The organism is Actinacidiphila sp. DG2A-62, assembly GCF_035825295.1.
Taxonomy (GTDB): Bacteria; Actinomycetota; Actinomycetes; order Streptomycetales; family Streptomycetaceae; genus Actinacidiphila.
In genome coordinates this window covers 5,512,717-5,526,370 of record NZ_JAYMGI010000002.1, presented here as the reverse complement: position 1 = coordinate 5,526,370, position 13,654 = coordinate 5,512,717, and the positions used below count along the sequence as shown (strand labels likewise).

Below are 13,654 nucleotides of genomic sequence, written 5' to 3'. Positions count from 1 at the left end.
TAAGAAGCAATACGGCCGTCTCAGGGCGATACGGTCGCCGCATGCCCGTACCCTCCGCCACCGACGCGTCCGCGTCCGCGCCCCCGCCGCCCGCCGCCGGGCCGGCCGCGGCGCCGACGACCCCCGTCACCGGCTGGGGCAGGACCGCCCCCACCTCGGCGCGGCTACTGCGCCCCGGCTCGTACGAGGAGGCGGTCGCCGCGGTGCGCGGGTGCGGCGCGCGCGGGGTGGTCGCGCGGGGCCTGGGCCGGGCCTACGGCGACGCCGCGCAGAACGCCGGCGGCACCGTCCTGGACATGACCGGCCTGGACCGCATCCACGAGATCGACGCGGTCAACGGCCTGGTGGCCTGCGACGCGGGCGTCTCGCTGCACCGCCTGATGCAGGTGCTGCTGCCGCTGGGCTGGTTCGTGCCGGTCACCCCCGGGACCCGGTACGTGACCGTCGGCGGCGCAATCGGCGCGGACATCCACGGCAAGAACCACCACGTCTCGGGCTCGTTCAGCCGCCATGTGACGGCGCTGGAACTGCTCACCGGCGACGGCGAGACCCGGCTGGTGACGCCCGAGGACGACCCCGAACTGTTCCGCGCGACGGCCGGCGGCATGGGCCTGACCGGCGTGATCCTGGCCGCGACGATCCGGCTGCTGCCGGTGGCCACATCGTTGATGACGGTCGACACCGAGCGGGCCGCCGACCTCGACGACCTGATGGACCGGCTGACCGCCACCGACCACCGCTACCGCTACTCGGTCGCCTGGATCGACCTGCTGGCGCGCGGCGCGGCGACCGGCCGCGCGGTCCTCACCCGCGGCGACCACGCCCCGCTGGAGGCGCTGCCCGCCGCCGGGCGCGGCGCGCGGGCCCGCCGCGACCCGCTGGCCTTCCGGCCGCTGCGGCTGCCGGCCGCGCCGCGCCACCTGCCCGGCGGGCTGCTCGGCCGCACCTCGGTCGGGCTCTTCAACGAGCTGTGGTTCCGCAAGGCGCCGCGCGAGCGCCGCGGGCAGCTGCAGAAGCTGACGTCGTTCTTCCACCCGCTGGACGGCCTGCCGGAGTGGAACCGGATCTACGGTCCCGGCGGCTTCGTGCAGTACCAGTTCGCCGTCGGGTACGGCGAGCAGGAGGCGGTGCGGCGGATCGTCGGCCGGCTGAGCGCGCACCGCTGCCCGTCCTTCCTCGCGGTGCTCAAGCGGTTCGGCGAGGGCGATCCCGGCTGGCTGTCCTTCCCGGTGCCGGGCTGGACGCTGGCGCTGGACATCCCGGCCGCGCTGCCCGGCCTGGACGCGCTGCTGGACGAGCTGGACGAGGAGGTCGCCGCCGCGGGCGGCCGGGTCTACCTCGCCAAGGACTCCCGGCTGCGGCCGGAGCTGGTGCGCGCGATGTACCCGCGGCTCGACGACTTCCGCGAGCTGCGCGCCCGCTACGACCCGCGCGGCGTGCTCACCTCCGACCTGGCGCGGCGGCTCGCGCTGTGACCCGCCGGGCAGTCCCCGCCGCGGCGGCCGGCTCGCCGGCGCGGCTCACGCACCCGTCCCACTCCCGTCCTGGAGGCCCTTGATGAAGGATGCGTTCGGCGCCCCCCAGTCCCTGCTGGTGCTCGGCGGCACCTCGGAGATCGGCCTGGCCACCGCCCGCCGGCTGATCGCCCGCCGCACCCGCCGGGTGGTGCTGGCCGGCCGCCCCTCCCCCGCGCTGGACTCGGCCGCGCGGGACCTGGGCGCGCTCGGCGCCGAGGTGTCCACCGTCGCCTTCGACGCGCTGGACCCCGACAGCCACGAGGAGGTGCTCGGCAAGGTCTTCGCCGACGGCGACATCGACGCGGTACTGCTCGCCTTCGGCGTGCTCGGCGACCAGGCCAGGGACGAGCAGGAGCCTGCCGCCGCGGTGCGGGTCGCGCAGACCAACTACGCCGGCGCGGTGTCCGCGGCGCTGGTGTGCGGGGCGGCGCTCCAGCGGCAGGGGCACGGCTCGCTGGTGGTGCTCTCCTCGGTGGCCGGCGAGCGGGCCCGCCGCTCCAACTTCATCTACGGCAGCAGCAAGGCCGGCCTGGACGCCTTCGCGCAGGGCCTGGGCGACGCGCTGCACGACGACGGCATCCACGTGATGGTGGTGCGGCCGGGCTTCGTGCACACCCGGATGACCGCGGGGCTGCCGCCCGCCCCGATGTCCACGACGCCGGACGCGGTCGCCGCCGCCATCGAGAGCGGGCTGCGCCGCCGCGCCGAGGTCCTCTGGGTGCCGGGGACGCTGCGCCCGGTCATGGCGGCGGTCCGGCTGCTGCCGCGGCGGGTCTTCCGCAGCATCACGCTGTAGCGCGGGCGGCCGGGCGGCGCCGCCGCCCCGCCCCGCCGCCCCGGCGCGCGGGTCCGGCGCGCGGGTCCGGCCCGCCGCCCGGCGACTCGGGCCGGGCGGCGGGCCGGAGGTCCGGCTGCGGGCGGTCAGGCGACCGTGCAGGCCGTGCCGTTGAGGGAGAACGCCGCGGGCTTGGCGAAGCTGCCGCTGTAGCTGCCCTGGAAGCCGAAGGACTGGCTGCCGCCGGCCGGGATCTGCGCGTTGTAGGACTGGCCGGAGGCCGTCACCGCGCCGGAGGACGGGCTGACCGTGGCGTTCCAGGCGCTGGTCACCGTCTGGCCCGACGGCAGGGTGAACGCCAGCCGCCAGTTGTCGACGGCCGCCGAACCGGTGTTGGCGACGGTCACGTTGGCCGTGAAGCCGTTCGACCACGACTGGGTCGCGTAGGTCACCTTGCACGCGGCCGGACCGCCGGTGCCGCCGGTCGACCCGCCGGTGGTGGAACCGCCCGTGGTCGAACCGCCGGTCGTGGAGCCGCCGGTGGAGCCGCCGCCGAGGTTCACCGTGGACGAGAAGTTGCTGACCGCGAGGCCCGCGCCGTTCTGCCACGGCTCGAAGCCGGCCTGGACGCTCGTCAGGTACCACGAGTTCTGCGCCAGGCCGCGGTTGATCGCCTCGTTGGCGAACGCCTTGACGTCGAAGCTCCAGCTGCCGATCGCCGAGGGCGCGACGAACGAGATGACGTTGTTGGAGCCGTTGTTGCCGGTCCACACGTCCCAGCTGCGCCCGGCCACCGAGGCCGTGCCCACCTTGGAGCCGACCGGCTGGATCGAGCCCACGTGGTTGAACCAGACCATGATCTCCGTCTGGTTCACCCCGTCCTTCTTCGCCGTCGGGTCCAGCCAGATGTCGTAGGCGGCGTCGTAGATCGCGTTGCTGACGTAGGAGTACGAGATGCTCGTCGGCGCGCTGCCGATGGCGCTGAGCTGGGCCGGCAGGTTCGTGCCGGGCGAGCAGTTGGTGTAGTGGCAGCCGTTGTAGATCGACGGGTACGCCTTGGGCGCCCCGCTGGTGGACACCGAGCCGTCGGCCTGGGTGATCTGGAAGCCGGTGCTGGTCACGTTGATGCACTGCGTCTCGCTGGTGCCCCAGCGGTTGTTCTGCACCACGTACCGGCCCTCGATCGTCGTCGAGCCGTACTGGTCGCAGATCTGGGTGTCGGCGTGCGCCGAGGGGGCGGTGCCCAGCATGACGACGCCGGCGACGGCCAGGCCGAGGACGCACAGGACCGCCACGACGGCCGTGCGGGTGGTTCTGAGTGCGTGCGCGAGGATGTCCATGATGTCCCTTCGCGGACGGTGGGGGGATGGGGTGGGGCACACTCCCGCCCCGCACGGTCGTGGGGAACCGGACGGGGCGGGCGTGGTGTCAGCGGATCACGCGAACGAGCAGGTGATCGAGCCGGCGGGCAGGTTGTTGCCGCTGCTGGAGTTGGCGGTGAAGCCGAACGTGGTCGAACCGTCCGCAGCGATGGTGCCGTTGTAGGAGGCGTTGGTGACGTTCGCGACGCCGCCGCTGCTGGAGAGGGTGCCGTTCCACAGCTGGGTGATCTGGGTGCCGGTGCCCGGCGTCCAGGTGACCTTCCAGTGGCTGGACGGCGAGGTGCCGTGGTTCATGACCTCGACCTGGCCCTGGAACCCGCCGCCCCAGGAGCTGGTGACGGAGTACATGGCCATGCAGGTGTTGCCGGGATCGGTGCCGCCCGTGGACCCGCTGGTGGTGCCGGTGGTCGTGCCGGTGCTCGTACCGGACGTGGTGCCGGTGCTCGTACCGGAGGTCGTGCCGCTGGTGGTGCCGGTCGTCGTGCCGGTGCTGGTGCCGGTGCTCGTGCCGGACGTGGTGCCGGACGTGGTGCCCGACGTGGTGCCGGACGTGGTCCCGCCGTTGGTCGAGCCGCTGCCGAGGTGGATGCCGGTGACCTCACCGTGGCCACCGTCGAAGGCGATGTCGGAGCAGGAGAAGAAGTTCTCGTTGCTGTCCGACCGCACCCACTGGATGAACAGCAGCGCGTTGCCGCTGCGGCCCGAGGGCAGCGCCTGGTCCCAGTAGTAGTGGCCGCCGTCGGTGCCCGGCGAGCCCACCGCGGGCGGGTTGGTGACGCTGCCGATCTGGTCCATGTCCGCCCAGGCCAGCGGCGTGGTCGGCGACCAGCCCTGCTTGGTCAGGTAGACCTTGAAGGTGCCCGGGTGCGCGGCCCAGTTGCTGTACTGCAACTGGATCGAGGAACCGGACGTCAGGTGCGTGCGCGGCCAGTCGTCGCGTGCCGCGTTGTACGCCGAGAAGTCGTACGGCGACTTGTTGCCCGCGCTGCAGATCGTGCCGTCCGGTACGTACCCCTGGCCGCGGCCGCCGGCGTTGGAGTCCAGCACGGCGAACCAGTTGTACAGCGGCGTCGTGCCGCTCTGGGCGACCGCCGCGGCGCAGGCCGGGTTGGTCGGGTTCAGCGCGCCCGAGCCGGTGACGGCGTCCTCGTAACACAGGTACGTGCGCGAGCCCGGCATCATCGCGACGCCGTGCGCCTGAGCCGAGCTCTGGGCGAAGAGGACGATGCCGAAGGCCGACAGCAGCGTGGCGAGCGTGGCGATTAAGGACAGTTTCTTGTTCTTGCGCAAGGTGGTGACCTTTCGGGCAACGTCCCCGAGGCCGTGGTCCACCAGTGCGGGCGCTCGGGGACAAGTGGGGGGAAATCCATATGGGAGCGCTCCCATCGCTCTCGAAAGTAACAGCACCTCAATGAGCTGTAAACAACTCGCGCACCGGACCCGCCTCCCCCTCGGCCCACTGCTCGAAGGTCGTCAGGGCGATCCCCAGCGCGCGGGCCGCCGCCGGGCGGGCCGGGGCCGGATGGGCGTCCATCCGGCGCTGGGACGCGGCGAGTTCGGGCAGGACGCCCCACGCGAGCGCCTGCTCGGGGCTGTCCGGCAGTCCGATGGGCTCGGACCGCACGGCGTTGAGGATCCCGACCGCGCGGCGCAGGGAGAGTTCGTCGCCCGCCAGCTCAAGGACCACCTCGTGGAAGCGCCGCGGCCGGGCGAAGGCCGCGAGGGCGGCGGTCGCGATGTCCCGGACCGCGACCCACGGGCGGGGCAGGTCGAGGTCGTTGACCACGCCCAGCCGGTTCGAGGTGAAGCCGGCGAACCAGATCGACGGCTGCCGGAGGTTCTCCATGAACGCGGCCGGCCGCAGGATCGTCCAGGCCGGGAAGCCCGCCTCGCGCACCGCCCGCTCGGCCTCGATCTTGCTGCGCCAGTAGTGCGCGGGGAACGCGCCCCACCTCTGCGCGTCGAACGCCGCCGGGTCGTCGTCGCCCGCGCCGGACACCGAGGTGTGCACGATCTGGGCGACGCCGGCCGCGCAGCTCGCCGCGACCAGGTTGCGGGCCCGCCGCACCTCGGAGTCGGCCATCAGGTTCGCGTAGTCGGCGGTCTCCAGCGAGAACACCGCGCCGGCCCGGTCACCGCCTCCTTGAGGGAGGCGGAGTCGTCCAGGTCGCCGCGGACCAGCGTCGCGCCCGCCGTCGCCAGTGCCCGGGCCGCCGCGGACGACGGGTCGCGGACCAGCGCCCGCACCGGCCGCCCCTCGGCGAGCAGGGCGCGGGCAACCGCGCCGCCCTGGTTCCCGGTCGCCCCTGTCACCAGCACGGGGTCCGCGGAGCCGCGGTCGGATGTCGCCATGGGATGCTCCTCGCGTCGAGAAAACGGGGTGGGTCCCCGTTTCCTGTCCCGGAGAATATGGGGTGGCCCCCCGTTTGTCGAGCGGCGGCTAGAATCGGCGCGATGAGCAGTGAGCGGACAGTGCCGGCGAGCGGCGGCGTGGACGGGCCCGCGACCGGCGACGGCGGCGCGCCGGCGGGCGAGAGCACGCCGGTCGACAGCCGCATGTCGGCGGCCGGGCAGACGCCGATCGGTGGCACGTCGGCGGCCGGGCGGGCCGCGCAGAGCCCGCGGCGGTCGGCGGGTCCGGCGAATCCGCAGCGCGCCGACTGGCGGCGCAACCGCGCGCGCCTGCTCGCCGCCGCCGCGGAGATCGTGGCCCGCGACGGCGCCTCGGCCTCGCTGGAGGAGATCGCGCGGCGCGCGGGCGTCGGCTCGGCCACGCTGCACCGGCACTTCCGCTCTCGCGAGGCGCTGCTGACCGAGGTCTTCCACGAGGGCGTCGAGCAGATCGCGGCGCGCGGCCGGCAGCTCGGCGAGCAGGAGGGCGGCGGCGCGCTGGCGCTCTGGCTGGAGGAGATCACCCGCTACACCGCGACCACCCGCGGCCTGGCGGTCTCACTGCGGCCCACCGCGACCGTCGAGGACGACTGCCACGGCGTGCTCGCGGCCGTCGCCGCCGACCTCGCCGAGAGCGCCAGGGCCGCGGGCCGGCTGCGCCCGGGGATCACGGTCGACGACCTGCTCGCACTGGCCAACGGCATCGCGGCGCGCGCCGAGGACGACCCCGAGCTGGCCGGCCGCCTGCTGCGGATCGCCGTCAGCGGCGTGGACCCCAGCCAGGGCCCCGGACCCGGCCCGTACGCGAGCGCCGGCCCGGCGACCGCCGCCCGGTAGCGGGCACACCCGAGGGCCAGACGGCGGGACGGCGGGGCACGGCGGCGGGACGGCGGGGCACGGCGGGACCACGGCGGCGGGACGGCGGGACCGCGGCGGCGGAGACCTTCGTCAGCGCCCGAGGCGGGCCGACCGTACGCCGCAGCGGCGCGTCAGCCGCACCTCACAGACGCGAGGCGGGCTCGCGCGTCGCCTGGTGCGGGACCGCCGGGCGCGGGTCGGGGCCGAAAGGGTAGTCGCGGATCTTCCGCCAGACGCCGTCGAGCCCCTGCTCGTACAGCGCGAAGCCGTTCGCCCGCCACTGCGCGGTGAAGCCGGCCAGGTCGACCAGCGCGCGGTCCATCGCCTCCTCGGCGATGTCGTGCGCGACCGTGACGTGCGGGTGGTACGGGAACAGCAGCTCGCGCCGCACCGGCCCGGACCTGACCGCCTCCTGGAGCGCGGCACAGGCCGGCACGCCCTCGACGACCTTGACGTAGACCACCGAGGACAGCGGCCGGAAGCTGTCCGTGCCGTCGAGACGCAGCGCGAAGGGCCGGCTGCCGGCCGCCACGTCGGCCAGGTGGCGGCCGAAGGCGGGCAGCTGGGCGCAGGCCACCTCGGTGGGCGGCAGCAGCGTGATGTGCGTGGGGATGGCGTAGGCGACCGGGTCCCCGTAGGAGGCGCGCCGCTCCTGCAGCAGCCGTCCGTACGGCTCCGGGACCGCGATGGACACGCCGATGGTGGTGCTTCCGATGGTGGAGCCCGCGGAGCCGGCCACTGCGTTCACCTCTTTCCCCGGGTCGGTCAGAAACGGTCATGCACGGTCATGCCGGGACGGATACCCCGTCCAGTGTCGGTCCAGTGTCGCGCGCGGGCGCGGGCCCCGGGAGCGAGATGCGTCACAGCCACCGGGGGCCCTCGTCCGCTTGTGTCAGTGTTTGGCGGGCAGGAAGCCGATCCGGTCGTACGCCGCGGCCAGCGTCTCCGCCGCCACCGCGCGCGCCTTCTCCGCCCCCTTCGCCAGCAGCGAGTCCAGCGTCTCCGGGTCGCCCAGATACTCCTGCGTGCGCTCCCGGAACGGCGTGACCCACTCGACGAAGATCTCCGCCAGGTCCGTCTTGAGCGCACCGTAGCCCTTGCCGGCGTACCGCTCCTCCAGTTCCGCGACTGTGGTGCCGGTGAGTGCGGAGTGAATGGTGAGCAGGTTGCTGACGCCGGGCTTGGCGACCTCGTCGAAGCGGATCACGGTGTCGGTGTCGGTCACCGCGCTGCGGAACTTCTTCGCCGAGGCGGACGGCTCGTCCAGCAGGTTGACCAGGCCCTTCGGGGTGGCCGCCGACTTGCTCATCTTCGCGCTCGGGTCCTGGAGGTCGTAGATCTTGGCGACCTCGCGGACGATGTGCGGGGCGGGCACGGTGAAGGTCGGACCGAAGCGGGAGTTGAAGCGCTCGGCCAGGTCCCGGGTCAGCTCGACGTGCTGCCGCTGGTCCTCGCCGACCGGCACCGCGTCGGCCTGGTACAGCAGGATGTCGGCGACCTGGAGGATCGGGTACGTGAACAGGCCGACGGTCGCGCGGTCGGCGCCCTGCTTGGCCGACTTGTCCTTGAACTGCGTCATCCGCGACGCCTCGCCGAAGCCGGTCAGGCAGTTCATCACCCAGCCGAGCTGGGCGTGCTCGGGCACGTGGCTCTGCACGAACAGCGTGCAGCGCTCCGGGTCGAGACCCGCGGCGAGCAGCTGCGCGGCGGCGAGCCGGGTGTTGGCCCGCAGCGTGGCCGGGTCCTGCGGCACCGTGATCGCGTGGAGGTCGACGACCATGTAGAAGGCGTCGTGGCTCTCCTGGAGCGCGACGTACTGGCGGATCGCACCGAGGTAGTTGCCGAGGTGGAAGGAGCCGGCGGTGGGCTGGATGCCGGACAGTGCGCGAGGACGATCAGTGGCCATGCGGCCATTGTCTCAGGTGGCGGGGGCGCGCCCATAGAGCCGCCCAGAGAGCCCTTTGCGCGCGCTGCGGGGGGGGTGGTGCGCGGGGGCGGCGGCGAGCGACGATGGGAGGCACAGCCGTACGAACGAACGGGGCACCACCCCCGCCCCCGTAGCAGGCCGGCCTCCCGACGCACGACGAACGGAGTACGCACGTGACCACGACACCCGCCGCCGAAGAGGTCCACGGCACGCGCACGGACCGCGAGATCGCCGCCGCCGACGCGTACAGCGCGCACAACTACCACCCGCTGCCGGTGGTGGTCGCCTCCGCGGAGGGCGCGTGGATGACCGACGTCGAGGGCCGCCGCTACCTGGACATGCTGGCCGGCTACTCCGCGCTCAACTTCGGCCACGGCAACCCCCGGCTGATCGCCGCGGCCAAGGCCCAGCTGGACCGGGTCACGCTGACCTCGCGGGCCTTCCACCACGACCGGTTCGGGCAGTTCTGCCGGGAGCTGGCGGAGCTGTGCGGCATGGAGGCCGTGCTGCCGATGAACACCGGCGCGGAGGCGGTCGAGACCGCGGTCAAGACGGCGCGCAAGTGGGGTTACCGGGTCAAGGGCGTGCCGGACGGCCGGGCCAGGATCGTCGTCGCCGCGAACAACTTCCACGGCCGCACCACCACGGTGATCAGCTTCTCCACCGACCCCGAGGCCCGCGCGGACTACGGTCCGTACACGCCGGGCTTCGACGTGGTGCCGTACGGCGACCTCGCCGCGCTGGAGGCGGTGCTCGACGCGAACGGGGACGACACGGTCGCGGTGCTGCTGGAGCCGATCCAGGGCGAGGCGGGCGTGCTGGTGCCGCCGCCGGGCTATCTCGCCGGGGTGCGCGCGCTCACCCGCGAGCGCGGGGTGCTGTTCATCGCCGACGAGATCCAGTCGGGGCTGGGGCGGACCGGCCGGACGTTCGCGTGCGAGCACGAGGACGTGGCGCCGGACGTCTACGTGCTCGGCAAGGCGCTCGGCGGCGGTGTCGTGCCGGTCTCGGCGGTGGTGTCCTCGCGCGAGGTGCTCGGGGTGTTCCGGCCCGGCGAGCACGGGTCCACCTTCGGTGGGAATCCGCTGGCCTGCGCGGTGGGCCTGGAAGTCGTCGACATGCTGCGGTCGGGCGAGTACCAGGCGCGGGCGGCGGAGCTGGGCGCGCACCTGCACGGGGAGCTGGCGCTGCTGGTCGGCGGCGGGGCGGTCACGCAGGTGCGCGGGCGCGGGCTGTGGGCCGGGGTCGACATCGACCCCGCGCTCGGGACGGGCCGCGAGATCTCCGAGCGGCTGCTCGCGCGGGGTGTCCTGGTCAAGGACACGCACGGCTCCACGATCCGGCTCGCGCCGCCGCTGGTCATCTCCAAGGACGACCTCGACTGGTCCCTCACCCAACTCCGCGAGGTCCTCGCCGCCGGCTGAGATCCCCCTGCCCCGCCACGTCACCTCCGCGCCGACCGTCGCGCCCCCGGCGCGCGGCGCTGCGCCGGCGCTGGACGTGTCTTCAGCGACCCGGGCCGCGTCAACGCTGGACGTCAGCACATAAGGGGCGCGGGGAACTGCGCGACAAGCCCATCTGCGGGCCGCAGGTCGTCACCGTCCCAAAGGGGCTGTCCGGCCCGCTCCGGACCACCGCCATGCGGACGCTTGAGCGCGCAGTTCCCCGCGCCCCCGGCGCGCGGCGCTGCGCCGGCGCCGGACGTGTCTTCAGCGACCCGGGCCGCGTCGACGCTGGACGTCAGCACACAAGGGGCGCGGGGAACTGCGCGACAAGCCCATCTGCGGGCCGCAGATCGTCACCGTCCCAAAGGGGCTGTCCGGCCCGCTCCGGACCACCGGCATGCGGACGATTGAGCGCGCCGTTCCCCGCGCCCCTGAGAGGCAGCGTCCAGCGCATCGGCGGCCGGGCGGGGCTGGGGGGCAGCGCCCCAGCGCATCGGCAGCCCCCGGCGTCCGGGGCGCGACGGCCCGGCGCGAGGGCGACCGCTGGCGCGCTGAGAGCGGAGCGCCCAGCGCGAGCTGGGCCGTAGAGTGGGCGAGTGGCTATGGGCATGATCGCGGCGCTCGGCGCAGCCGTATGCTTCGGCATCGCATCGGTGCTGCAAGCCGTCGCGACGCGCTCCACCGCCCCCGGCACGGGCTCCGGCGTGGACGCCCGACTGCTCGCGCGAGCAGCCCTCCAATGGCGTTACGCCCTCGGCCTGACCCTCGACGCCGTCGGCTTCGTGCTCGAACTGATCGCCCTGCGCTCCCTCCCGATCTACGCTGTCGGCGCCGCCCTCGCCGCCAGCCTCGCGGTGACCGCGGTCGCCGCGGGCCGCCTGCTCGGGGTACGCCTGAGCGGCCGCGAATGGGCCGCGGTCGCCACCGTCTGCGGCGGCCTCGCCCTGCTCGGCCTCGCCTCGGCCGGCGAGGGCGACTCGCACGGCTCGCCCGCGCTGCGCTGGGGCACGCTCGCCGCCGCCGCGGTGGTCCTCGCGCTGGGCTCGACCGCCTGGCGCTGCCGGAACGCTCCCGCGCCGCGGCCCTCGGCCTCGGCGCGGGCCTCGGCTTCGGCGTGGTCGAGGTCGCGGTCCGCCTCCTCGACCGCCTCGCGCCGGGCCGGCTGCTGACCAACCCCGCGCTGTACGCGCTGCTGCTCGGCGGCGCGGCCGGCTTCCTCCTGCTGACCTCCGCGCTGCAACGCGGCTCGGTCACCGCGGCCACCGCGGGCATGGTGGTCGGCGAGACGATCGGCCCCGCGCTGGTCGGCGTCCTGGCGCTCGGCGACCGCACGCGTTCCGGCTGGGCCCCAGCCGCCGTCGCGGGCTTCGCGCTCGCGCTGCTGGGCGCCCTCGCGCTGGCCCGCTTCGGTGAGCCGGCCGCCCCCGCCGACGCCGCCCGGCCGGACGGTTCCGCGCCCGCGGACGGCTCCGCGCCCGCCGACGCCTCCGCCCCCGCCACGCACTCCCCCACGCGGTCCCCCACGCGGTCCTCCTCCGCGCACCGCTCCTGAGCGGCCCCGGCCCACCGGGCATGGTCCACTGGGCCCATGGCAGAACCCACGGCGGAACGGCGAGGCCGGACCGACGACCGGCATGACGACCGGCACGAGGGCCGGAAGGACGGCAGGCGCGACGTACGGGACGACGGTCGGCGCTACGTACGGGAGCCCGGCCCGGCGACCAGCCGGGGCGACTACGACCTGTTGCTGGACCTCGCGGGACGCCACTCCCGCGCCGCGCTGGAGGACGCCCTGCGGGAGGCCGTACGCGAGGGCCGGCTCGCGGCCGGGACCCGGCTGCCGTCGAGCCGGGTGCTGGCCAAGGACCTGGGGCTGGCCCGGAACACGGTCGCGGACGCGTACGGGCAACTGGTCGCCGAAGGGTGGCTGACCGCGCGGCAGGGCTCGGGCACGTCGGTCGCCGCGCCGCCGGTCGCGCCGGCGCCGGTGCGCGGGCCGCTGCTCGGGCCGCGCCCGGCCGGGGCGGCGGGCGGCGTGGTGCGGGATCTGGAAGCTCGCGGCTTCGGGGGCGGCGGCGTCGGGGCGTACGACCTCGGAACGTACGACCTCGGAACGTACGGCCTCGGAACGTACGGCCTCGGAACGTCGCCGGAACCGCACGGCGCACCCGTACCGCCCGCACCGCACGGCGCGCCCGCACCGCTCCTCCCGTCCGCGCAGAACGCGCCGCGGCCCCCGTACGTCCTGTGGCCGGGCTCGCCGGACCTGTCCTCGTTCCCGCGCACCGCGTGGGCCGCGGCGGCGCGCCGCGCGCTGATGGCCGCGCCGAACGAGGCGCTCGGCTACTCCGACCCGCGCGGCCGGATCGAGCTGCGCGCGGCGCTGGCCGCGTACCTCGCCCGGGTGCGCGGCGTGCGCACCGACCCCGAACTGCTCGTCGTGTGCAGCGGATACGCGCAGGCGGTCACCGTGCTGGGCCGGGCGCTGCGGGCCCGCGGCGCCCGGCGGGTGGCGGTCGAGGAGGTCGGACTGCCGGACACCCGCGTGCAGTTGGCGGCGGCCGGGCTGGAGCCGGTGACGCTGCCGGTGGACGCGGAGGGCGCGGCGGTGGAGCGCCTCGACGCGTACGGGGACGGCGCCGCCGGGTCGTGCGCCGCGGTGTTCCTCACGCCGGCGCACCAGTTCCCGATGGGCGTGAGCCTGTCGCCCGCGCGCCGCGCCGCCGTGGTGGAGTGGGCGCGGCGCACCGGCGGGGTCGTCGTGGAGGACGACTACGACGGGGAGTTCCGCTACGACCGCCAACCCGTAGGCGCGTTGCAGGGGTTGGCGCCCGAGCAGGTGGTCTACGCGGGCACGGCGAGCAAGAGCCTCGCGCCGGGCCTGCGGCTGGCGTGGATCGCCGTGCCGCCGCACCTGCTGGAGGACGTGGTGCGGGAGAAGCGGCTGAGCGACCATCTCTCGCCGGTGCTGGACCAGTTGACGCTGGCGGAGTTCATCGGCTCGGGGGCGTACGACCGCCACGTGCGGCGGATGCGGCTGCGCTACCGGGCGCGCCGGGACCGCCTGGTGGCCGCGCTCGCCGAACGCGTGCCGTCCGTACGGCTGTCCGGCATCGCCGCGGGCCTCCACGCGCTGCTCGAACTCCCGCCGGGCGCGGCTCCGTTGGAGGAGGTCGTGTCCCGCGCCCGTCACCACGGCCTGGCCCTGGGCGCCCTCCCCGTCTACGGCGCCCCACCCACCGCACCCCCGGCCCTGGTCATCGGCTACGCCACCCCGCCGGACCACGCCTTCACCGAGGCCCTCACCCGCCTCTGCGACGTCCTCGCCTCTCCGGATGTGCATCCGGGGTGAGCCGCGA

General features: G+C 74.8%; 11 protein-coding genes and 1 pseudogene. 6 read left to right on the top strand and 6 right to left on the bottom strand.

Annotated features, from left to right (window positions below):
* The first annotated feature begins 41 nt into the window (after positions 1-41).
* Positions 42-1,475, top strand: a complete 1,434-nt coding sequence (locus tag VSR01_RS24870) for an FAD-binding oxidoreductase (protein WP_326451348.1) — start codon at positions 42-44, stop codon at positions 1,473-1,475.
* An 82-nt stretch (positions 1,476-1,557) separates the two neighbouring features.
* Complete coding sequence (locus VSR01_RS24865) at positions 1,558-2,313, top strand: decaprenylphospho-beta-D-erythro-pentofuranosid-2-ulose 2-reductase (protein WP_326451347.1); 756 nt, start codon at positions 1,558-1,560, stop codon at positions 2,311-2,313.
* Between the two features lie 125 nt (positions 2,314-2,438).
* Here the strand turns inward: VSR01_RS24865 and VSR01_RS24860 are convergent, their stop codons facing one another.
* The 4 genes from VSR01_RS24860 to VSR01_RS24845 all read right to left on the bottom strand — a co-directional run bounded on the left by VSR01_RS24860 (position 2,439) and on the right by VSR01_RS24845 (position 6,026).
* Complete coding sequence (locus VSR01_RS24860) at positions 2,439-3,632, bottom strand: GH12 family glycosyl hydrolase domain-containing protein (RefSeq protein WP_326451346.1); 1,194 nt, start codon at positions 3,630-3,632, stop codon at positions 2,439-2,441.
* A gap of 96 nt (positions 3,633-3,728) precedes the next feature.
* Complete coding sequence (locus tag VSR01_RS24855) at positions 3,729-4,964, bottom strand: lytic polysaccharide monooxygenase (RefSeq protein WP_326451345.1); 1,236 nt, start codon at positions 4,962-4,964, stop codon at positions 3,729-3,731.
* Between the two features lie 118 nt (positions 4,965-5,082).
* Positions 5,083-5,793 (bottom strand): SDR family oxidoreductase, encoded by a 711-nt coding sequence (locus VSR01_RS24850; RefSeq protein WP_326451344.1) that lies wholly within the window; start codon positions 5,791-5,793, stop codon positions 5,083-5,085.
* Positions 5,757-6,026, bottom strand: a complete 270-nt coding sequence (locus tag VSR01_RS24845; RefSeq protein ID WP_326451343.1) for an NmrA family NAD(P)-binding protein — start codon at positions 6,024-6,026, stop codon at positions 5,757-5,759. Before VSR01_RS24845 ends, VSR01_RS24850 begins: the two co-directional genes overlap by 37 nt.
* Before the next feature lie 102 nt (positions 6,027-6,128).
* On the opposite strand from VSR01_RS24845, the gene VSR01_RS24840 reads away from it, so the two are divergent.
* Positions 6,129-6,902 (top strand): TetR/AcrR family transcriptional regulator, encoded by a 774-nt coding sequence (locus VSR01_RS24840; protein ID WP_326451342.1) that lies wholly within the window; start codon positions 6,129-6,131, stop codon positions 6,900-6,902.
* A gap of 163 nt (positions 6,903-7,065) precedes the next feature.
* Here the strand turns inward: VSR01_RS24840 and VSR01_RS24835 are convergent, their stop codons facing one another.
* The gene (locus VSR01_RS24835) at positions 7,066-7,638 is read right to left on the bottom strand and encodes a 2'-5' RNA ligase family protein (RefSeq protein WP_326453797.1); all 573 of its coding nucleotides are present in this window, start codon (positions 7,636-7,638) and stop codon (positions 7,066-7,068) included.
* A gap of 177 nt (positions 7,639-7,815) precedes the next feature.
* Positions 7,816-8,829, bottom strand: coding sequence for a tryptophan--tRNA ligase (gene trpS, locus VSR01_RS24830; RefSeq protein ID WP_326451341.1), 1,014 nt, complete (start codon positions 8,827-8,829; stop codon positions 7,816-7,818).
* A 194-nt stretch (positions 8,830-9,023) separates the two neighbouring features.
* Between trpS and rocD the strand changes: the two genes are divergently transcribed.
* From rocD to VSR01_RS24815, 3 genes and pseudogenes are all read left to right on the top strand, one after another.
* Positions 9,024-10,274, top strand: coding sequence for an ornithine--oxo-acid transaminase (gene rocD / locus VSR01_RS24825; protein ID WP_326451340.1), 1,251 nt, complete (start codon positions 9,024-9,026; stop codon positions 10,272-10,274).
* A 629-nt stretch (positions 10,275-10,903) separates the two neighbouring features.
* Positions 10,904-11,847: pseudogene (locus tag VSR01_RS24820) on the top strand (hypothetical protein).
* Between the two features lie 36 nt (positions 11,848-11,883).
* The gene (locus VSR01_RS24815; protein WP_326451339.1) at positions 11,884-13,647 is read left to right on the top strand and encodes an aminotransferase-like domain-containing protein; all 1,764 of its coding nucleotides are present in this window, start codon (positions 11,884-11,886) and stop codon (positions 13,645-13,647) included.
* The last annotated feature ends 7 nt before the right edge of the window (positions 13,648-13,654 follow it).

Bases quoted from the DNA above. Each gene is read 5' to 3' on its own strand.
- VSR01_RS24870 (WP_326451348.1), top strand. From the start codon at position 42: ATGCCCGTACCCTCCGCCACCGACGCGTCCGCGTCCGCGCCCCCGCCG.
- VSR01_RS24865 (WP_326451347.1), top strand. From the start codon at position 1,558: ATGAAGGATGCGTTCGGCGCCCCCCAGTCCCTGCTGGTGCTCGGCGGC.
- VSR01_RS24860 (WP_326451346.1), bottom strand. From the start codon at position 3,632: ATGGACATCCTCGCGCACGCACTCAGAACCACCCGCACGGCCGTCGTG.
- VSR01_RS24845 (WP_326451343.1), bottom strand. From the start codon at position 6,026: ATGGCGACATCCGACCGCGGCTCCGCGGACCCCGTGCTGGTGACAGGG.
- VSR01_RS24840 (WP_326451342.1), top strand. From the start codon at position 6,129: ATGAGCAGTGAGCGGACAGTGCCGGCGAGCGGCGGCGTGGACGGGCCC.
- trpS (WP_326451341.1), bottom strand. From the start codon at position 8,829: ATGGCCACTGATCGTCCTCGCGCACTGTCCGGCATCCAGCCCACCGCC.
- VSR01_RS24815 (WP_326451339.1), top strand. From the start codon at position 11,884: ATGGCAGAACCCACGGCGGAACGGCGAGGCCGGACCGACGACCGGCAT.